This window comes from Variovorax sp. PBL-E5, from assembly GCF_901827185.1.
Lineage (GTDB): Bacteria > Pseudomonadota > Gammaproteobacteria > Burkholderiales > Burkholderiaceae_C > Variovorax.
In genome coordinates, this window is sequence record NZ_LR594671.1 from 1,103,660 (window position 1) to 1,121,308 (window position 17,649).

Consider the following 17,649-nt stretch of genomic DNA (forward strand, 5'->3'; position numbering starts at 1 on the left):
AAGAAAAAGGCCGCCAAGGCGACCTTTTTTCTGTTCGTGAGGTGCCACCGATCCGGCTAAGCCGGTCGGCAGGCACCGCCCCCGGTAGGGGGAAGGCGTAGGCGACACGAAGTGCGCCGCAGCCTGGGGGCGAGCAATTACATGCCCATGCCGCCCATACCACCCATGCCACCCATGTCGGGCATGCCGCCGCCGGCACCGGCCTCTTCCTTCGGCGCATCGGCGACCATGGCTTCGGTCGTCAGCAGCAGCGACGAGACCGAGGCAGCGTTCTGCAGCGCGGTGCGGGTCACCTTGGTCGGGTCCAGGATGCCGAGCTCGAGCATGTCGCCGTAGGTGTCGTTCTGGGCATTGAAGCCGTAGTTGCCCTTGCCGGCGTAGACGGCATTGACCACCACGCTGGCTTCGCCGCCGGCGTTGTTGACGATCTCGCGCAGCGGCGCTTCGATGGCCTTGAGCACCAGCTTGATGCCGGCGTCCTGGTCAGCGTTGTCGCCCTTGAGCTTGTCGCCCACGGCTTGCTTGGCACGCAGCAGCGCCACGCCGCCGCCGGCGACCACGCCTTCTTCCACTGCAGCGCGGGTGGCGTGCAGGGCGTCTTCGACGCGGGCCTTCTTTTCCTTCATTTCGACTTCGGTGGCAGCGCCGACCTTGATCACGGCCACACCGCCGGCCAGCTTGGCCACGCGCTCTTGCAGCTTTTCGCGGTCGTAGTCGCTGGTGGCTTCCTCGATCTGCACGCGCACTTGCTTGACGCGGGCTTCGATGTCGCCAGCGGCGCCGGCGCCGTCGATGATGATGGTGTTTTCCTTGCCCACTTCGATGCGCTTGGCCTGGCCCAGGTCGGCCAGCGTCACCTTCTCGAGCGTCAGGCCCACTTCTTCAGCGATGACCTTGCCGCCCGTCAGGATGGCGATGTCTTCCAGCATGGCCTTGCGACGGTCGCCGAAGCCCGGTGCCTTGACGGCCACGACCTTCAGGATGCCGCGGATCGTGTTCACGACCAAAGTAGCAAGGGCTTCGCCTTCGACTTCTTCAGCAACGATCAGGAGCGGACGGCCGGCCTTGGCGACTTGTTCCAGCGTCGGCAGCAGGTCGCGGATGTTGCTGATCTTCTTGTCGAACAGCAGCACGAACGGGTTCTCGAGCAGCGCCGATTGCTTCTCGGGGTTGTTGATGAAGTAGGGCGACAGGTAGCCGCGGTCGAACTGCATGCCTTCGACGACGTCGAGTTCGCTCTCGAGCGACTTGCCGTCTTCGACGGTGATCACGCCTTCCTTGCCGACCTTGTCCATCGCGTCGGCGATGAGCTTGCCGATGGTTTCATCGCTGTTGGCCGAGATCGAGCCGACTTGCGCGATTTCCTTCGAGGTCGTGGTGGCCTTGGATGCCTTCTTGAGCTGCTCGACCAGGGCGGTGACCGCCTTGTCGATGCCGCGCTTCAGGTCCATCGGGTTCATGCCGGCGGCGACCAGCTTGAAGCCTTCGCGAACGATGGCCTGGGCCAGCACGGTCGCGGTGGTGGTGCCGTCACCGGCGTTGTCCGAAGTCTTGGAAGCCACTTCCTTCACGAGCTGGGCGCCCATGTTCTGCAGCTTGTCCTTGAGTTCGATTTCCTTGGCCACGGACACGCCGTCCTTGGTCACGGTCGGGGCACCGAACGAACGTTCGAGCACCACGTTGCGGCCCTTGGGGCCCAGGGTCACTTTGACTGCGTTGGCGAGGATGTTGACACCCTCGACCATGCGCGCGCGGGCTTCACCGCCGAAGACTACGTCTTTTGCTGCCATGAGATTTCTCCGAAGAATTCAGTTGAGATTGAGTGAGCGGGTGGAAGCGAGTTACTTCTCGACGACCGCGAAGAGGTCTTCTTCCTTCATGACCAGCAGTTCGTCGCCGTCGACCTTGACGGTCTGGCCGCTGTACTTGCCGAACAGGACACGGTCGCCGACCTTGACGCTCATCGCGCCGAGTTCGCCCTTGTCGTTTTTCTTGCCGGGACCGACGGCCAGCACCTCGCCCTGATCGGGCTTCTCGGCGGCGGCGTCGGGGATCACGATGCCCGAGGCGGTCTTGGTTTCACTGTCAACACGCTTGACGATCACGCGATCGGCCAAAGGACGAAGTTTCATTGCATCTCCTGGATAAGAAACTGGTTGGGTTTGGGTGCTGGCGTCACCGCCGGCTTCCGTCGACTGGGGCGAAGGTGCTTGTTAGCACTCTGCTTCAGCGAGTGCTAATGATAAGGGTGTTTTGGCGCTTTTCAAGCTCGGCGGAATGCGCGCGATGCGGGCGGTGAGTCCCTGCGGACCGTTCGGCATTGGATAGGTTCTAAAATCATCCAATGATTCGATGATTGAATCGGGCCGCTCCACATCCATGCTCCAGCACGCTCCCAGAGCTTCTCTCTCCAACGCCGCCGCCGACGGCATTCGCGCCGAGATCGCCAACGGGCGCTGGGCCGTCGGCACCCGCATTCCCATCGAACCCCAGCTCGCGCAGATGCTGGGCGTGAGCCGCGGCACGGTGCGCGAGGCGGTCAAGACGCTGGTGTCGGGCGGGCTGCTCGAAGTGCGCCAGGGATCGGGCACCTATGTGCGCTCGGATGTGGACGCGTCGGCCAGCCTGCAGAAGCTGCGGCGCGCCAGCCTGCGCGACCAGTTCGAGCTGCGTTGTGCGCTCGAGGCCGAGGCGGCGCGTCTCGCGGCGCTGCGCCATACCGCCGGCGACCTGCAGCAGCTTCGAACCCTGCTCGAGCGGCGCGGCCGGGCCGAGGATGCCGGCGGCGCGGCTGGCTTCGTCGATCGCGATCTGGCTTTTCATCTCGCCATCGTCGGCATGTCCGGCAACCTGGCTCTGGTGGAGACCTGCCGCTTCGTCACGGGCTACATCCGCGAAACCATCGCCGCCACCGCGGCCATCGAACTGCCCGAACCCGACGAGGCCGCGCACCGGGCCATCGTCGAAGCCATTGCCAGCCGCGACCCGGAACGGGCTGCCGCCACGGTCCGCGCTTTCATGGCGCACATCTCCAAGGCGCTTGCGTCTGCCACCCCATGAACTCCACCCCATTCGCCACGCTCCCTGCCGCCGACCTGCTGATCGACGTCGAAGCCGACAACCTTCCGCCGCCCCGCCCGACGCCCGCCGGGAGCCGAAGCCGCCAATTGCTGCTGGGCCTGAGCGTCGTGCTGATCGCGTTCAACCTGCGGCCGGTGTTCTCCAGCCTGTCGGTGATGCTGCCCGAGATCATGGCGGCGACCGGGCTGTCGCCGACGGCGGCCAGCTTTCTCACGACGCTGCCGGTGATCTGTCTGGGCCTGTTCGCGCCGCTCGCGCCCTGGCTCGGACGCCGCGCCGGGACCGAGCGCACGCTGCTGGGCTGCATGGTGTTGATCCTGGTCGGCACGCTGCTGCGCGGCGCCGGCAGCATCCCGCTGCTGTTCCTCGCATCGGCGATCGCGGGCACGGGCATTGCGGTCAGCAACGTGCTGCTCTCGGGCCTGGTCAAGCGCGACTTCGCGCGCCACGAAGCGCTCATGATGGGCCTGTACACGATGGCGGTGTGCGGCGGTGCCGCCAGCGCCGCCGGCCTCACGGTGCCGCTGTCGCACGCGCTGGGCGGCGGCTGGACGCATGCGCTGGCGTTGTGGGCGGTGCCGGCGGCGGTCATCACGCTGCTGTGGGCGCCGCAGGCGCTGCCGCTGCGACCGGTGCCCAGCGAATCGGGCTATGCGGTGCGCGGGCTGTGGCGCGATCGGCTGGCCTGGCAGGTGACCCTGTTCATGGGGCTGCAGTCCTCGCTCGCCTATATCGTCATGGGTTGGCTCGCGCCGATCCTGCGCGAACGCGGACTGGCCGGTGACGCGGCCGGTTACGTGGTGTCGCTCTCGGTCATCGTCCAGGTGGTCACCTGCCTCGTGGCGCCGTCGATCGCGGTCCGGTGCCGCAACCAGTCCGGCATGGCGGCCGCCGTCGCCGTGTTCACGGTCGCGGCGATGCTGGGCTGTCTCTTCGCGCCGTTGTCCGGCGTCTGGGGATGGGCGGTGCTGCTCGGCATCGCGCAGGGCGCTTCGTTCGCGCTGGCGCTCACGCTGATCGTGCTGCGCTCGCCCGATCCGCATGTCGCCGCGCAGCTCTCCGGCATGGCGCAGGGCGTGGGCTATCTGATCGCCGCCTGCGGACCGATGCTGGTGGGCCTCTTGCGCGGCTGGAGCGGCAGCTTCGACGCGTCGGGCTTCCTGTTCGTGGGGGTCGGCGCAGCGATGTTGATCAGTGGGCTGGGGGCCGGTCGTGCGCTGCATGTGCGCACGGTCACGGTCGCGAAGGGAGCGGACGCCCGGTAGGCGCCGCGGAATCATCCGGCGGCGGGTTGGCGGCGCAGCACGGTCAGCCGCAGGGTCGCTCGCAGATCGAAGCCCAGGCTGGCATAGAGCGCGATCGCCGAGTCGTTGTCTTTGAAGGCATGCAGGAAGGGGATCTCGCCGCGCGCAGCGATGCGCGCGGACACGGCCGTCACCAGCGCGCGCGCCAGGCCCCGTCCGCGAACATCCGGATGCGTGCACACCGCGCTGACCTCGGCGTTCCCGTCGAGATGCATGCGCTCGCCGGCCATGGCGACAAGGCGGCCGTTCTCCCGCACGCCGAGAAACGCGCCGAGTTCCTGCGTGCGGCTGCTGAAAGGGCCCGGCTTCGTCAACTCGGCCAGGGCTCGCATGTCCGTCGCATCGTCCGGCCCGAGCGGCGCCATCCGAGGGTCTGCGGCCTGATCGCCGGAAGGCTTCGACTGCACCATCTGCACGATGGGTTTCTGCAGGAGGATTTCGAATTCGGCCGTGGGCGCCACGTCGCCGGCCGTGACCAGCGCCACCTGCTCGCCCGGCGTCAGCAGCCCGGCCAACGCACGGAAACCGGCGGCCGATGCATCGACCATCGCGCCGAAGGGGGCGAACTCCGCCGGATATCGCCGTGCCGCGCCGTCGCCGAGCGCGAGCGCGGCCTGATGGCGGTGCGTGAGCGCGCTCCAGATGACGTTGTCCAGCGGGTGTGCGGCGGGCATGGGGATGGATGAATCGGAGGATGGTGCGGTCGGCATGAGGCAGTTTAGTGCGGCGCTTTTCCGGATGCGCCCGGTGAGGTCGGACAATGGCGCCCGGCGGGTCACGCTCACGCCCCTGACTGCACGGAGAATGCCGCGATGCAAAGCACCCACGACAACGCCGCCAGCTGGCCGATGCTGGACTACGCGGCATGGCGCGACACCGCGCTCACCTTCCAGCTCTGGACGCAGATCGTCGGCAAGGTGCGGCTCGCGCTCACGCCCTGGCTCAACCACGGCTGGCATGTGCCGCTGTACGTCAATGCGCACGGCTTCGGCACCTCGCCGATCCATGCGGGCGCGGGCCTGATCGAGATCGACTTCGACCTGCTCGCGCAGCGGCTGGTCGTGCGCACGTCAGAGGGGCCGGACCGCGGCTTTGCGCTCGAACCGATGTCGGTCGCCACCTTCCATCGCCGCGTCATGGCCGAGCTCGATGCGGTCGGCGTGCGCGTCGCGATCGATGGCCTGCCCAACGAAGTGCCCGCGCCCATCCGTTTCACCGACGACGAGGTGCATGCCGCTTACGACGCCCAGGCGGTGCAGGCGTTCTGGCGTGCGCTCGTGCAGGTGGACCGCGTCTTTCGCCTGTTCCGCACCGCCTTCCTCGGCAAGTCGAGCCCGGTGCATCTGTTCTGGGGCAGCTTCGATCTGGCCGTCACGCGCTTTTCCGGGCGCGCCGCGCCGCTGCATCCGGGCGGCATCGCGGGCCTGCCGGACGCCGTCACGCGTGAAGCCTATTCGCATGAAGTGAGCAGCGCGGGCTTCTGGCCCGGCAACGATGCGTCCCCCGGCGCAGCCTTCTATTCGTATGCGTATCCGACGCCGGAGGGCTTCGATCGCGCGGTGGTCGAGCCGGCCGGCGCGGTCTGGGCGCCGGCGATGGGCGAGTGGCTGCTGCCGTACGACGTGGTTCGCAGCGCGGCCGATCCCGATGCCGCCTTGCTGCGCTTTCTCGAGACGACCTACCGCGCGGCGGCAAGCCTTGCGCAATGGGACCGCGACCTCGAGTGCGGCCTCGGCGTTCCGCGCCGTCCCCGTCCCGTGCGCCAGAGCCCATGAAAACGCTGAAGGTGGCGCTGGCCGGCGCGGGCGCCTTCGGCCTCAAGCACCTCGATGCGATCCGCGTGATCGATGGCGTCGAGGTGGTGTCGCTGGTCGGCCGCGAGCTCGGGAAGACGCGCGAAGTTGCACAACGCCACGGCATCGCGCATGCGACCACCGAGCTGGCCGCGAGCCTCGCACTGCCGGAGATCGATGCCGTGATCCTCTGCACGCCGACACCGATGCATGCGGCCCAGGCGCAGGCCTGCCTTGCGGCCGGCAAGCATGTGCAGGTCGAGATTCCGCTGGCCGACAGCCTGGCCGATGCCGAGGCGGTCGCAGCCCTTCAGCGGCGCACCGGCCTGGTGGCGATGTGCGGCCACACGCGCCGCTTCAACCCCAGCCACCAGTGGGTGCACCGGCGGATCGCAGCGGGCGAGTTCGCGCTGCAGCAGATGGACGTGCAGACCTACTTCTTTCGCCGCAGCAACATCAATGCGCTGGGCCAGCCGCGCAGCTGGACCGACCACCTGCTGTGGCACCACGCGGCTCACACGGTGGACCTGTTCGCGTGGCAGGCCGGCGGCGAGATCGTCGCGGCCCATGCGTTGCAGGGGCCCGTGCATCCGGTGCTGGGCATCGCGATGGACATGTCGATCCAGCTCAAGAGCAGCACCGGCGCGCTGTGCACGCTCAGCCTCTCCTTCAACAACGACGGCCCGCTGGGCAGCTTCTTTCGCTACATCGGCGACAGCGGCACCTACCTTGCGCGCTACGACGACCTGTTCGACGGCAAGGAGACGCCGATCGACGTCTCGCGCGTCGACGTGTCGATGAACGGCATCGAATTGCAGGACCGCGAGTTCTTCGCCGCCATTCGGGAAGGCCGCGAACCGAACGCCGGCGTCGCCAGCGTGCTGCCCTGCTACCGTGTGCTCGCCGCGCTGCAGGCGCAGCTGGGTTGACGAAGCCCGCGGCCTATTTCGCGAACAGCGACGCCATGTCCGCGAAGGCCTTGAACTCGAGCGCGTTGCCCGAAGGATCGAGGAAGAACATCGTGGCCTGTTCGCCCACTTCGCCCTGGAACCGGACGTAGGGCTCGATGACGAACTGCGTGCCTGCGGCGCGCAGCTTGTCGGCCATCTCGTGCCATTGCGCGAGCGACAGGATGGCGCCGAAGTGCCGCACCGGCACCTGTTGGTCGTCGACCGCGCTGGTGGCCTTGTGGCCGCATTCGTCGGGCGCCAGGTGCGCGACGATCTGGTGGCCGTAGAAATTGAAGTCGACCCACTCGGGGGCGCTGCGGCCTTCCGGACAACCCAGCAGTTCGCCATAGAAGCGTCGTGCCTCTGCGATGTCGCGGACCGGGAAGGCGAGGTGAAAGGGCGGAAGCGCTGGGGCAGGCGTGGTCATGCGAAGGTGTGGAGTGAAATCAGAGCAGGTCGGTCGGGACGAACCACGAGAACATCAGCAGCTTGAGCCGCACGAGCAGGTTGGCGTCGGGTTCGTCGTCGAGGACCGCATTGTCGCCGTCCGTGCTGACCCACTGGACCTGGTCGGTGCCGGGCTTCAATTGGACCTTGTAGACGCTGTCGACGTTGTCGATCTGCATGGCGTCGATGACCTGGTGCGCCACCTCGAAGCTCTGGATGCGCACGCCGACCTCGGTGTTGATGTAGGCCGAGCGCGGGTCGAAGTTGAGCGAGCCGACCAGGATCCATTCGCGGTCGATCATCGCCAGCTTGGCATGCAGGCGGCCGCGCGATTGGCCGAACACCCGGCGCAGGCTCCGGCTGCGACGGATCTGCGTGGAGCTGACCTCGTACAGCGTGACGCCCTCCTTGAGCATCGCGACGCGGTAGTTGTTGTAGTTGATGTTGACCAGCGGCTCATCGGTATCGGCCAGCGAATTGGTGCCGACCGCGATCTGCACGCCGCGCGCGCGCAGGCGCCGGATGTGCTCCATGCCGGCGTCGCCCGGAATGAAGTAGGGCGAGACGATCGTGATGTCGGACTTGGCGAGGTCGAACAGGCCGAGCATGCGTTCGGCCAGCGTGGGCGGACGCTGCCGGCCGCCGGCCTCCTGCGCGTCGAGCCCGAGTGCCTTGGTCGGCGCATCGGCCACCGCGTCGGCGCGGGCGCGGATCAGCGCCAGCTTGCCGCTCGCGAGCACGGCGCTGAGCGGCGGCTCGCCGAAGACATCTGTTTCCGGCGTCGGATCGGGCGGCGGCGCCACCACGGGAGACGTCAGCGCGTCGAAGCGGGTGCGCAGCGCCTCGGGCGATTCGATCGGCTGCACGACGGCGTGCAGCGGATAGACCACTTCGCTGTTCCAGTAGGTGTCGAAGATGCCTTCGAGCTCGTTCACCACCGGGCCGGCCAGCAGCATGTCCAGGTCGATGAAATTCGCGTCGCGGCTGCGCAGGAAATACTCGTCGGCGAGGTTGCGCCCGCCCGCGATGGCCAGCGCGCCGTCGACCACGAACAGCTTGTTGTGCATCCGGTGGTTGAGCCGGTGGAAGTCGGCGAAGAAGCCCATCCAGCGCGTGGCCGCGTGATCGCGCCCGGCCACGAAGGGATTGAACAGGCGCACTTCCATATTCGGGTAGGCGCTCAGGCCCAGCAGCATCGGGTCGAGCTTGACGGTGTAGAAATCGTCCAGCAGCAGGCGCACGCGCACGCCGCGTTGGGCCGCGTCGCGCAGTTCGCGCAGGATCAGCTTGCCGGTCTTGTCGTTGCCCAGCAGGTAGTACTGCAGATCGAGCGAGGTCTGGGCGTGGCGAATCAGCGAAAGACGCGCGTCCAGCGCGAACGCCGCCTGCGGCATCACACGCACGGCCGAGCGGCCGTCGGGCGGGTTCGCATAGGGCACGGTGAGCCGTCCCAGCTCGGTCGCGGGCGATGCAGGGATGGCGGTGACGGCCGGCGCGCTCGCGTGCGGCGGCAGGCCGGCGCAGGCCGACAGCAGGCAGGCCAGCACGATGCCCAGACAGCGCAGCAGGGCAGGGAAGGCTCGGGGAGAAAGGGGCATGGATCGTGCGCGCCGGGAAAGTGCGGCGCGAGGCGCATCGTAGCGGCGATTCACGCCGAGGGGGATATCGGCGGCGCCGGCGTCCCCGGGCGACCCGGCGTGCGCGAGAAGCGCGGCGCCGGCGCCGGCTGGCATTGCCCATTCACGTCGATGTGGCTGCCGCGCGCGCGCAGCGCCGGCAGCCGTGCCGCTTCATCGCCATGCCAGACCGGCGTGATGCACAGGTCGGTGTCGGCCAGGCACATGACCCACGCCTGCCACGGCTGCGCCCGGATCCGCTCGGCGATCGCGCGCCGCATCGACGGCCATGCCTGGCGGTCGAACTGCTGGCGCGCATACGCGGGGTCGAGTTCCAGCAGCGCGGTCATCCCCTGGAAGAACTGCGGCTCGACGCAGCCGAGCGCGATGTAGCGTCCGTCCGCGGTCTCGTAGCAGTCGTACCAGGGCGCGCCGCCATCGAGCGCGTTGGCGCCGCGATCGTTCGACCACATGCCCGCCGTTCTCAGGCTCTGCACGGTCGACATGAGACAGCCCACGCCATCCACCATGGCGGCATCGACGACCTGCCCCTGGCCGGAGCGGCGCGCCTCGTACAGCGCGGCCACGATGCCGAGCGCGCCGAACATGCCGCCGCCGCCGAAGTCGGCCACGAGGTTCAAGGGCGGCGCAGGCGGCGTGCCCGGGCGCCCGAGTGCCGCCAGTGCGCCCGTCGCGGCGAGAAAGTTGATGTCGTGTCCCGCGAGCCGCGCATTCGGTCCTGTCTGGCCCCAGCCGGTCAGCCGTGCGTAGACCAGCGAGGGGTGTGAGGCCAGCAGGACCTCCGGACCCAGGCCGAGGCGTTCCGCGACGCCGGGACGAAAGCCCTCGATCAGCACGTCCGCCTCGGCGGTCAGCTGCCGCACGCGCGCGATGCCGTCGGGGTCCTTGAGGTCCACGGCCAGGTGCTCGCGGTGGCGCAGCAGGACGTCGTCGCGCGGGGCAAGGCCGATCGCCGAGGGCGTGCCGGCGTTCTCGCCGGGGCGCCCGATCCGCAGCACCCGGGCGCCCATGTCGGCCAGCATCATGGCGCAGAAGGGGACCGGCCCTTGGGCTGCGAGTTCGATCACCCGCACCCCGGTCAATGGCCCGGCCTGCTGCGCCTCGCCGTTCACGCGGCGCCGCCCTTGGCGTCGCCGAAGGCCTGCCACGAAGCACCGTCGAAGCGGATCAGGTAGAGCTGGCGGATCGGCACGTGGCGGGTCGGGCTCGTGTTGAGCGTGATGCCCGGCATCAGCATCGGCAGTTCGACGCGCTGCAGCGACTCGGCCGCATGGCGCACGTTCTCGCGGCTGAAATCCTTGCCGCACAGCTTGAGCACCTCGACCAGGGTCTGGGCCGAGAGGTAGCCGTAGACGTTGAAGATGTCGGTCTTGTCGCCCTGCGGGTAGTGCTTGTCCATCCAGGCCAGCCATTCGAGGTAGCCCGCATCCTTGCGCCAGTGCGGGTCGTTCGGGTCCTTCTGGAACTGCGTCGAGACGATGCCCTTCGATTTGTCGAGCCCGGCCGGCGCCAGCACCGCGGCCACCGAGCTCGAATAGTTGCTCACGATCTGCAGCGGCTTCCAGCCGAGATCGGACGCCCTGCGGATCGCCTGCGCGGCGAACTTGCCGGCCGCGGCATTGAAGAACACATCCGCGCCGGATTCGCGCAGGCTGATCACCTGCGAATCCACCGTGGCGTCGGTGCTCTCGTAGCTCACCTGCTTCACGATCATCCGGTCCGCCGCCGCGCCCAGGCCCTGGCGCAGGCCGCGCAGGTTGTCGCGGCCGACGTCGTCGTTCTGGTAGAGGATGCCGATCTTTCCCTGCGGCCGTTCCGCGAGCACGAACGCCGCATAGATGCGCATCTCGGTGTTGTAGTTCGGCTGCCAGCCGAAGGTCCACGGCGCGCCCTTGGGATCGTCCCACTGGTCGGCGCCGCCGGTGGGAAACAGGTGCGGCACCTTCGCGGCGTTGAGGTACTTGCGGATCACCGCATTGGTCGGGGTGCCGAAGGTGCCGAAGATCATCGCCACCTTCTCCTGCTCCACCAGCCGGCGCGTCTGCTCGACCGTCTTCGGCGGGCTGTAGCCGTCGTCCTGCGACAGGAATCGCAGCTTGTGCCCGGCGATGCCGCCCTCGGCATTCACCTTCTCGAAGTAGGCCGCCTCGGCGCGGCCGATGACGCCGTACGACGAGGCGGGACCGCTGTACGGCATGGTCTGGCCGATCAGGATTTCCGAGCTGGTCTGCGCGCGCGCGGGCAGCGCCACGGAAGCGGCCGCCAGCGTGAGCAGCTTGCGGCGCGAGAGGGGAAGAGGCGTGTCCATGGTCGTTGTGTCTCCGGAAGTTTTTCGACGCTGTCGCAATCCAGTCTAGGCACGAGGTGCGGCGCGCACTGCGGCGTCTGCGCCGATTCATATCGGGAAATGGCCAGTTCGCCGGTTCACGGGAGAGGCTGTCCGTTTTGCGCTATCGAACGGCCCGACTTCGACACCGGCCGCGGCACCGATCCGTATCGTGCGGGGCATCAGGACAAGGAGACCCATGATCGACCGCCACCTCCACGACAGCGCCACCTACTCGGACCTCGTCGAACTCGCGCTGCAGCAGAACCCCGACGCGCCCGCGCTGGTCCAGGACGGACGCAGCCTCAACTACGCAGCGCTGCGCACCGCCGTGCACCAGATGCAGGACCGCCTGCTGAGCGCCGGGCTCGCGCGCACCGACGGCATCGCCCAGCTGTCGAGCAACCGGATCGACGCCGTCATCGTCCAGCTGGCCTCGTTCGCGCTCGGCCTGCGCTACACGCCGCTGCATCCGATGGGCTCGGTCGACGACCATGCCTACATCCTCGAGGACGCGGAAGTGTCGGCGCTGGTGGTCGAGCCGGCGCAGTTCGGCGAGCACGCCCGGCAGCTGCTGTCCCGCGCAACCTCGCTGCGGCATGTGTTCTCGCATGGCGCCTCGGACTTTGCCACCGACATCTTCTCGCTGCCGATGACCGGGGCGCTGTCGAAGTCGAAGGCCAAGTCGCATCCGGAGGATGTGGTGGCGCTGCTCTACACCGGCGGCACCAGCGGACGCTCGAAGGGCGTGACGCTCACCAACCGCTCGATGGTCATGAACGTGCTGCTGACGCTGTCGGGCTGGGAATGGCCCGCGGACATCCGCTTCCTGTGCAGCACGCCGATCACCCACGCGACCGGTTGCATGCTGGTGCCGATCCTGAGTCGCGGCGGCACCATCCATCTGCATGCGGGCTTCGATGCGCGCAAGTTCCTCGCCACGGTGGCGCGCGACCGCATCAACAGCACCTTCCTCGTGCCGACCATGATCTACCTGTTGATCGAGGCGCAGCGCGCGGCGCCGGCCGACACCTCCGCGCTCGAGACGGTCATCTACGGCGGCTCGCCGATCTCGCCCGCACGGCTGGCGGAGGCGATCGCGCTGTTCGGGCCGGTGTTCATGCAGATCTACTCGCAGTCCGAGGCGCCCAACTGCGCGACCGTGCTGCGCAAGAAGGAGCACCAGGGCGGCGTGGCCGGACGCCATGCCTCGTGCGGGCGGCCGCTTCCCGGCATCACGGTGGCGCTGCTCGACGACGACCACCATCCGGTCCAGCGCGGCGACATCGGCGAGATCTGCTTTCGCGGTCCCTCGATCATGCAGGGCTACTGGAACAAGCCGGAAGAGACGGCCGAGACGCTGCGCGGCGGCTGGCTGCACACCGGCGACCTCGCGTTCGAGGACGGCGAAGGCTTCCTGCACATCGTCGACCGGCGCAAGGAGATGATCGTCTCGGGCGGCTTCAACGTCTATCCGCGCGAGATCGAGGATGTCATCACTGCGCACCCGGCCATCAGCTCGGCCGCCGTCATCGGCGTGCCGGACGGCAAGTGGGGCGAGGCGGTCAAGGCCATGATCGTGCTGCGCGAGGGCGCGACGGTCACGGCCGGCGAGATCATGCACTGGGTGCGCGAGAAGAAGGGCGCGGTGGCCACGCCCAAGTCGATCGACTTCCTCGATGCGCTGCCGCTCACCGCGCTCGGCAAGCCGGACAAGAAGACCTTGCGCGCCAGGTACTGGGCCGGCCAGCAGCGCCAGGTCAGCTGAGCGGATGCAGGCCATGAACGACGGGCAGAACCTGCTGGAAGTGCGCGAGCTCAGCCTGCGCTTCGGCGGCGTGCTGGCGTTGGACGCGGTGTCCTTCGGCGTGCGCGAGAAGCAGATCTGCGGCCTGATCGGGCCGAACGGCGCCGGCAAGAGCTCGCTGTTCAATTGCATCAGCCGCCTTTATGCGCCGTCGGCCGGCGAGATCTACTGGCGCGGCCAGCCGCTGTCGCGCCTGCCGCGCCACCGCATCGCCGGCCTCGGCATCGGCCGCACCTTCCAGAACCTCGCGCTGTTCCGTGCCATGTCGGTCATGGACAACGTGCGCGTCGGTACGCATTGCCGCACACGCGCCGGCGTGCTGGCGAGCGTGCTGCGCAGCCGCGCGATGCGGCGCGAGGAAGCGTTCAGCGCGCACAGGGCCGACGAGCTGCTGCGCCTCGTCGGCCTCGAGCGCTGGGCCGACCAGCGCGCCGATGCCTTGCCCTTCGGCCTGCAAAAGCGCATCGAACTGGCACGCGCCCTGGCCAGCGCACCGACCCTGCTGCTGCTGGACGAACCTGCGGCAGGCCTCAACACCGGCGAACTCGATGCGCTGGCCGAGCTGGTGCGCGATATCCGCCGCCGCCTCGACATCACGGTGCTCGTGGTCGAGCACCACATGCGCTTCCTGATGGGCATCTCGGACCAGGTCGTCGCACTCAACTTCGGCCGCAAGATCGCCGAGGGCAGCCCGGCCCAGGTGCAGAACGATCCCGCGGTGATCGAAGCCTATCTCGGCGCCGCCACGCCATGACGCCCGCCGAACCCATCGTCGCCGTGCAGGGCCTGGCCGCGTACTACGGCCGCACGCAGGTGCTGTTCGACGTCGGCTTCGAGGTCCGAAGCGGCGGCGTGACGGCGCTGCTGGGCGCCAACGGCGCCGGCAAGACGACCACGCTCATGGCCCTGAGCGGCCTGGTGCAGCGCGAGGGCGACATCCGACTGTGCGGCGTGCAGGGCCGGCGCCTCGCGGCCGAATCGGTCGCGCGGCTCGGCGTGGCCCACGTGCCGGCCGACCGCGGCACCTTCATGCCGCTGAGCGCCGAGGAGAACCTGCTGCTCGGCGCCTACCTGCATCGCAACCGGCAGGAAGTCGCGCGCGACCTGGAGCGCATGTACGCCTACTTCCCGCGGCTCAGGCAGCGCCGCCATCAGCAGGCCGGCACGCTGTCGGGCGGCGAGCAGCAGATGCTGGCGATCGCGCGCGCCCTCATGCTGCGGCCGACGCTGCTGATGCTCGACGAGCCCTCGTTCGGATTGGCGCCGCTCGTGGTGCAGGAGGTCTACCAGATTCTGCGCACGGTCCGCCAACAGGAAGGCCTGAGCATGCTGCTCGTCGAGCAGAACGCGAACCTGGCCTTCGGCATCGCGACGCAGGTCTACCTGCTGGAGACCGGGCGCGTCGTCGCGCACGGCACGCCGGACCAGATGCGCTGCAACGACGCCGTCAGGCAGGCCTACCTCGGCCACTGAGACGAGCGGCATCTCACCACTCACCACCAGGAACACCGCATGGAAGGCTTGCTGCACCAGATCATTTCGGGCATCGCGATGGGTGGCGTCTACGGCGCGCTCGGGCTGGCGGCGGTCATCGTCTACCAGTCGACCCATCACCTCAACTTCGCGCAGGGCGAGATGGCCATGTTCTCGACCTACATCGCCTGGATGCTGATGCAGGCGGGGCTGCCCCTGTGGGCTGCGCTGGGCCTCACGCTGGTCGCTGCCTTCGCGACCGGCATGCTGATCCAGCGCTTCGTCATCCATCGCGCGCGCTTCGCACCGGCGCTCACCACCGTGCTGCTCTTCATCGCGCTGCTGGTGATCTTCAACAGCCTCGCCGGCTGGCTCTTTGGCTACAGCGCGCGGATCTTCCCGAGCCCCTTCGGCAGCGGCCGGGCGTTCGACAGCGCGCTGATATCCGCGCACGAGCTGGGATCGATCGCTGTGACGCTGGTGCTGGTGGCCGCGCTCTACCTCTTCTTCAACTTCACGAAGCTCGGCCTCGCGATGCAGGCGACCGCGCACAACCCGATGTCGGCGCGGCTGGTGGGCATCCGCGTCGGCTGGATGCTCGCCTTCGGCTGGGGGCTCGCGGCCGCGATCGGCGCCGTCGCCGGCGTGCTGGTCGCGCCGGTGGTCTACCTCGACCCGAGCATGATGTCCGGCGTGCTGATCTACGGCTTCGCCGCGGCGCTGCTGGGCGGCCTCGACAGCCCCTGGGGCGCGATCGCGGGCGGCGTGATCGTCGGCGTGCTCGAGAACGTGCTCGGCGCCTATGTCATCGGCACGGAGCTCAAGCTGTCCGTGGCGCTGATGCTCATCATCGGCGTGCTGCTGTTCAAGCCCTCCGGCCTGTTCGGCAAGCCCGTGGTCACGAGGGTCTGAACATGACGGACATCACCGTGTCTTCCCCGCTCGTCGCGCGCAAGCCCGGCGCCGCCGCATGGCTGCTGCCGTGCGCGATCGCCGCCGCGGCGCTGGTCCTGCCGCTGGTCGCGCCCGGCTTCTACCTGTTCCAGGCCACGCTGGCGATGATCTATGCGATCGCGCTGCTCGGCCTGAACATGCTGGTCGGCTACTCGGGCCAGATCTCGCTCGGGCACGGCGCCTTTTTCGCCGTCGGCGCGTACACCACCGCGATCCTGGTCGATCACTTCGCGGCGCCCGGCTGGGCCGCGATACCGATGGCCGCGGTGCTGTGCTTCGTCGTCGGCTTCGCCTTCGGCCTGCCCGCGCTGCGGCTCGAGGGCCATTACCTCGCGCTGGCGACCTTCGCGCTGGCGGTGGCGGTGCCGCAGCTGCTCAAGTGGAAGGCGCTTGAAGACTGGACCGGCGGCGTGCAGGGCATCCTGCTGGCCAAGCCCGAAGTGCCGGCCGGCCTGCCGCTGTCGCCGGACCAGTGGCTCTACCTGTGCGTGCTGGCGATCACGCTGCTGGCCTTCGTGGCGGCGCGCAACCTGCTGGGCGGGCGCCTCGGCCGCGCGCTGGTCGCGATCCGCGAACAGCCGATCGCGGCGGCGGCGATGGGCGTCGACGTGCCCGGCATCAAGACGCTGACCTTCGGCATCAGCGCGCTCTACACCGGCGTCGCCGGCGCGCTGAGCGCGATGGTCGTGCAGTTCGTGTCGCCGGACAGCTTCAACTTCTTCCTGTCGATCACGCTGATCATCGGCGTCGTCATCGGCGGCCTGGGCACGGTGGGGGGCGCGCTCTACGGCGCCGTGTTCATCCAGTTCGTGCCGAACCTGGTGGACCAGGTCTCGAAGTCCGCGACCTGGGCGATCTACGGCGTGCTGCTGATCGTCGTGGTGTTCCTCATGCCCTCGGGCATCGAAGGCGCGGTGCGCCGGCTCGTGCGCGGCCGGCGCTGAACAGGGCCGCGCGCCGCACAGCCGGCTCGCGTGACTCGCGTTTTCCCGCTCGCTGGCTATCATGCGCCGGTGCGCAACTGACGGAGACTCTGCGATGGACCAGTTCGAATTGTCGGCCCACCATATCAGCGAACTCGAGCACGACATGGGCGCCGCGCCGATGGTCGGCCTGTCCATGGAGATACCGGCGGGCACCACGGTCGAGCCGCACGAGCACGGCCGCGGCCAGCTGATGTTCTCGAGCTCGGGCGTGATGGTCATCGAGGGCATGGGCGGTTCGTGGGTGGTGCCGCCGCAGCGCGCGGTCTGGGTGCCGCACCACGTGCGCCACACCTTCCATCCGGCCACCAACCTGAGCCTGCGCAACCTGCTGATCCGCTCCGACGTGGATGTGCCGCTGCCCACCGCCTGCACCTTCGTTCGCGTCACGCCGCTTTTGCGCGAACTGATCCTGCGCGTGGTCGAGGATCCGTCCACCTTCCGTTCGACCGCGCATCACGAGCGCGCGATCGGCCTGCTGTTCGACGAGATCGACGTGTGCCAGGTGGCGCCGTTGTTGCTGCCGCTGCCGCAGGATCCGCGCATCCGCCGCATCTGCATCGCGCTGCGCGAAAACCCGGCCGATCCGCGCACCCTCGAAGATTGGGCGGACATCGCCTGCGCCAGTGGCCGCACGCTGACGCGGCTGTTCCTCAAGGAGACCGGCGTGTCCTTCGCGCATTGGCGGCGGCAGGCGCGGCTGATGGCGGCGATGGTGCGGCTGGGCATGGGCGATTCGGTCACCAGCACCGCGCTGGATGTGGGCTACGAAAGCGCGAGCGCCTTCATCGAGATGTTCCGCCGCACCATCGGCCAGACACCGGGCCAGTACTTCAACTGAGGGCCCCGGGGCGTCGCCGCCGAGCGGCGAAACGTCCGCTGCGCGACACGCGA

At 68.5% G+C, this 17,649-nt stretch carries 17 protein-coding genes; 10 read left to right on the plus strand and 7 right to left on the minus strand.

Translation table 11 applies throughout. From position 1 onward, the window contains the following. Window positions 1–137 precede the first annotated feature (137 nt). Together groL and WDLP6_RS05325 are read right to left on the minus strand one after the other, a co-directional pair. The gene (gene groL, locus WDLP6_RS05320) at window positions 138–1,790 is read right to left on the minus strand and encodes a chaperonin GroEL (RefSeq protein WP_162591515.1); all 1,653 of its coding nucleotides are present in this window, start codon (window positions 1,788–1,790) and stop codon (window positions 138–140) included. Window positions 1,791–1,841: 51 nt separating this feature from the next. Beyond that, complete coding sequence (locus tag WDLP6_RS05325) at window positions 1,842–2,132, minus strand: co-chaperone GroES (RefSeq protein WP_162566134.1); 291 nt, start codon at window positions 2,130–2,132, stop codon at window positions 1,842–1,844. Between the two features lie 247 nt (window positions 2,133–2,379). On the opposite strand from WDLP6_RS05325, the gene WDLP6_RS05330 reads away from it, so the two are divergent. Further along, the gene (locus WDLP6_RS05330) at window positions 2,380–3,060 is read left to right on the plus strand and encodes a FadR/GntR family transcriptional regulator (RefSeq protein WP_162591516.1); all 681 of its coding nucleotides are present in this window, start codon (window positions 2,380–2,382) and stop codon (window positions 3,058–3,060) included. Then, on the plus strand, window positions 3,057–4,346 hold the full coding sequence (locus WDLP6_RS05335) for a CynX/NimT family MFS transporter (RefSeq protein ID WP_162591517.1): 1,290 nt from the start codon (window positions 3,057–3,059) through the stop codon (window positions 4,344–4,346). Before WDLP6_RS05330 ends, WDLP6_RS05335 begins: the two co-directional genes overlap by 4 nt. A gap of 11 nt (window positions 4,347–4,357) precedes the next feature. Here WDLP6_RS05335 and WDLP6_RS05340 read toward each other — a convergent pair whose 3' ends face one another. Then, a complete protein-coding gene (locus tag WDLP6_RS05340; protein ID WP_162591518.1) occupies window positions 4,358–5,059 on the minus strand; it encodes a GNAT family N-acetyltransferase in 702 nt (233 codons plus the stop codon). 138 nt (window positions 5,060–5,197) lie between these two features. On the opposite strand from WDLP6_RS05340, the gene WDLP6_RS05345 reads away from it, so the two are divergent. Both WDLP6_RS05345 and WDLP6_RS05350 read left to right on the plus strand, forming a co-directional pair. Next, window positions 5,198–6,160 (plus strand): DUF5996 family protein, encoded by a 963-nt coding sequence (locus tag WDLP6_RS05345; protein ID WP_162591519.1) that lies wholly within the window; start codon window positions 5,198–5,200, stop codon window positions 6,158–6,160. Beyond that, window positions 6,157–7,107, plus strand: a complete 951-nt coding sequence (locus WDLP6_RS05350) for a Gfo/Idh/MocA family oxidoreductase (RefSeq protein WP_162591520.1) — start codon at window positions 6,157–6,159, stop codon at window positions 7,105–7,107. The genes WDLP6_RS05345 and WDLP6_RS05350 overlap by 4 nt, the downstream gene beginning before the upstream one ends. Window positions 7,108–7,120: 13 nt before the next feature. Here the strand turns inward: WDLP6_RS05350 and WDLP6_RS05355 are convergent, their stop codons facing one another. From WDLP6_RS05355 to WDLP6_RS05370, 4 genes are read right to left on the minus strand one after another with little or no spacing between them, the layout of a single operon-like run. Continuing rightward, the gene (locus WDLP6_RS05355) at window positions 7,121–7,555 is read right to left on the minus strand and encodes a VOC family protein (RefSeq protein ID WP_162591521.1); all 435 of its coding nucleotides are present in this window, start codon (window positions 7,553–7,555) and stop codon (window positions 7,121–7,123) included. Between the two features lie 19 nt (window positions 7,556–7,574). Then, window positions 7,575–9,173 carry a phospholipase D family protein gene (locus WDLP6_RS05360; RefSeq protein ID WP_162591522.1) on the minus strand — a complete coding sequence of 533 codons (1,599 nt, stop codon included), beginning with the start codon at window positions 9,171–9,173 and terminating at the stop codon, window positions 7,575–7,577. Window positions 9,174–9,223: 50 nt separating this feature from the next. After that, window positions 9,224–10,324, minus strand: a complete 1,101-nt coding sequence (locus WDLP6_RS05365) for a CaiB/BaiF CoA transferase family protein (RefSeq protein WP_162591523.1) — start codon at window positions 10,322–10,324, stop codon at window positions 9,224–9,226. After that, the gene (locus WDLP6_RS05370; protein ID WP_162591524.1) at window positions 10,321–11,520 is read right to left on the minus strand and encodes an ABC transporter substrate-binding protein; all 1,200 of its coding nucleotides are present in this window, start codon (window positions 11,518–11,520) and stop codon (window positions 10,321–10,323) included. Before WDLP6_RS05370 ends, WDLP6_RS05365 begins: the two co-directional genes overlap by 4 nt. A 217-nt stretch (window positions 11,521–11,737) precedes the next feature. Here WDLP6_RS05370 and WDLP6_RS05375 point away from each other — a divergent pair, with 217 nt between their 5' ends. The 6 genes from WDLP6_RS05375 to WDLP6_RS05400 all read left to right on the plus strand — a co-directional run bounded on the left by WDLP6_RS05375 (window position 11,738) and on the right by WDLP6_RS05400 (window position 17,596). Continuing rightward, window positions 11,738–13,306, plus strand: coding sequence for an AMP-binding protein (locus tag WDLP6_RS05375; protein WP_162591525.1), 1,569 nt, complete (start codon window positions 11,738–11,740; stop codon window positions 13,304–13,306). 13 nt (window positions 13,307–13,319) lie between these two features. Further along, a complete protein-coding gene (locus WDLP6_RS05380) occupies window positions 13,320–14,099 on the plus strand; it encodes an ABC transporter ATP-binding protein (RefSeq protein ID WP_162591526.1) in 780 nt (259 codons plus the stop codon). Continuing rightward, window positions 14,096–14,818 (plus strand): ABC transporter ATP-binding protein, encoded by a 723-nt coding sequence (locus tag WDLP6_RS05385; RefSeq protein ID WP_162591527.1) that lies wholly within the window; start codon window positions 14,096–14,098, stop codon window positions 14,816–14,818. The genes WDLP6_RS05380 and WDLP6_RS05385 overlap by 4 nt, the downstream gene beginning before the upstream one ends. A 39-nt stretch (window positions 14,819–14,857) precedes the next feature. Then, window positions 14,858–15,730: a branched-chain amino acid ABC transporter permease gene (locus WDLP6_RS05390; RefSeq protein ID WP_162591528.1), complete on the plus strand. Its 873-nt coding sequence runs from the start codon at window positions 14,858–14,860 to the stop codon at window positions 15,728–15,730. A gap of 17 nt (window positions 15,731–15,747) precedes the next feature. After that, a complete protein-coding gene (locus tag WDLP6_RS05395; protein ID WP_232076967.1) occupies window positions 15,748–16,716 on the plus strand; it encodes a branched-chain amino acid ABC transporter permease in 969 nt (322 codons plus the stop codon). A 94-nt stretch (window positions 16,717–16,810) separates the two neighbouring features. Further along, window positions 16,811–17,596 carry an AraC family transcriptional regulator gene (locus WDLP6_RS05400; protein ID WP_162591530.1) on the plus strand — a complete coding sequence of 262 codons (786 nt, stop codon included), beginning with the start codon at window positions 16,811–16,813 and terminating at the stop codon, window positions 17,594–17,596. Window positions 17,597–17,649: the final 53 nt, after the last annotated feature.

Coding starts and splice junctions, on each gene's coding strand:
- WDLP6_RS05325 (WP_162566134.1), bottom strand. CDS start 2,132: ATGAAACTTCGTCCTTTGGCCGATCGCGTGATCGTCAAGCGTGTTGAC.
- WDLP6_RS05350 (WP_162591520.1), top strand. CDS start 6,157: ATGAAAACGCTGAAGGTGGCGCTGGCCGGCGCGGGCGCCTTCGGCCTC.
- WDLP6_RS05360 (WP_162591522.1), bottom strand. CDS start 9,173: ATGCCCCTTTCTCCCCGAGCCTTCCCTGCCCTGCTGCGCTGTCTGGGC.
- WDLP6_RS05390 (WP_162591528.1), top strand. CDS start 14,858: ATGGAAGGCTTGCTGCACCAGATCATTTCGGGCATCGCGATGGGTGGC.
- WDLP6_RS05355 (WP_162591521.1), bottom strand. CDS start 7,555: ATGACCACGCCTGCCCCAGCGCTTCCGCCCTTTCACCTCGCCTTCCCG.
- WDLP6_RS05345 (WP_162591519.1), top strand. CDS start 5,198: ATGCAAAGCACCCACGACAACGCCGCCAGCTGGCCGATGCTGGACTAC.
- WDLP6_RS05400 (WP_162591530.1), top strand. CDS start 16,811: ATGGACCAGTTCGAATTGTCGGCCCACCATATCAGCGAACTCGAGCAC.
- WDLP6_RS05340 (WP_162591518.1), bottom strand. CDS start 5,059: ATGCCCGCCGCACACCCGCTGGACAACGTCATCTGGAGCGCGCTCACG.
- WDLP6_RS05385 (WP_162591527.1), top strand. CDS start 14,096: ATGACGCCCGCCGAACCCATCGTCGCCGTGCAGGGCCTGGCCGCGTAC.
- groL (WP_162591515.1), bottom strand. CDS start 1,790: ATGGCAGCAAAAGACGTAGTCTTCGGCGGTGAAGCCCGCGCGCGCATG.
- WDLP6_RS05335 (WP_162591517.1), top strand. CDS start 3,057: ATGAACTCCACCCCATTCGCCACGCTCCCTGCCGCCGACCTGCTGATC.
- WDLP6_RS05370 (WP_162591524.1), bottom strand. CDS start 11,520: ATGGACACGCCTCTTCCCCTCTCGCGCCGCAAGCTGCTCACGCTGGCG.
- WDLP6_RS05375 (WP_162591525.1), top strand. CDS start 11,738: ATGATCGACCGCCACCTCCACGACAGCGCCACCTACTCGGACCTCGTC.
- WDLP6_RS05380 (WP_162591526.1), top strand. CDS start 13,320: ATGAACGACGGGCAGAACCTGCTGGAAGTGCGCGAGCTCAGCCTGCGC.
- WDLP6_RS05330 (WP_162591516.1), top strand. CDS start 2,380: ATGCTCCAGCACGCTCCCAGAGCTTCTCTCTCCAACGCCGCCGCCGAC.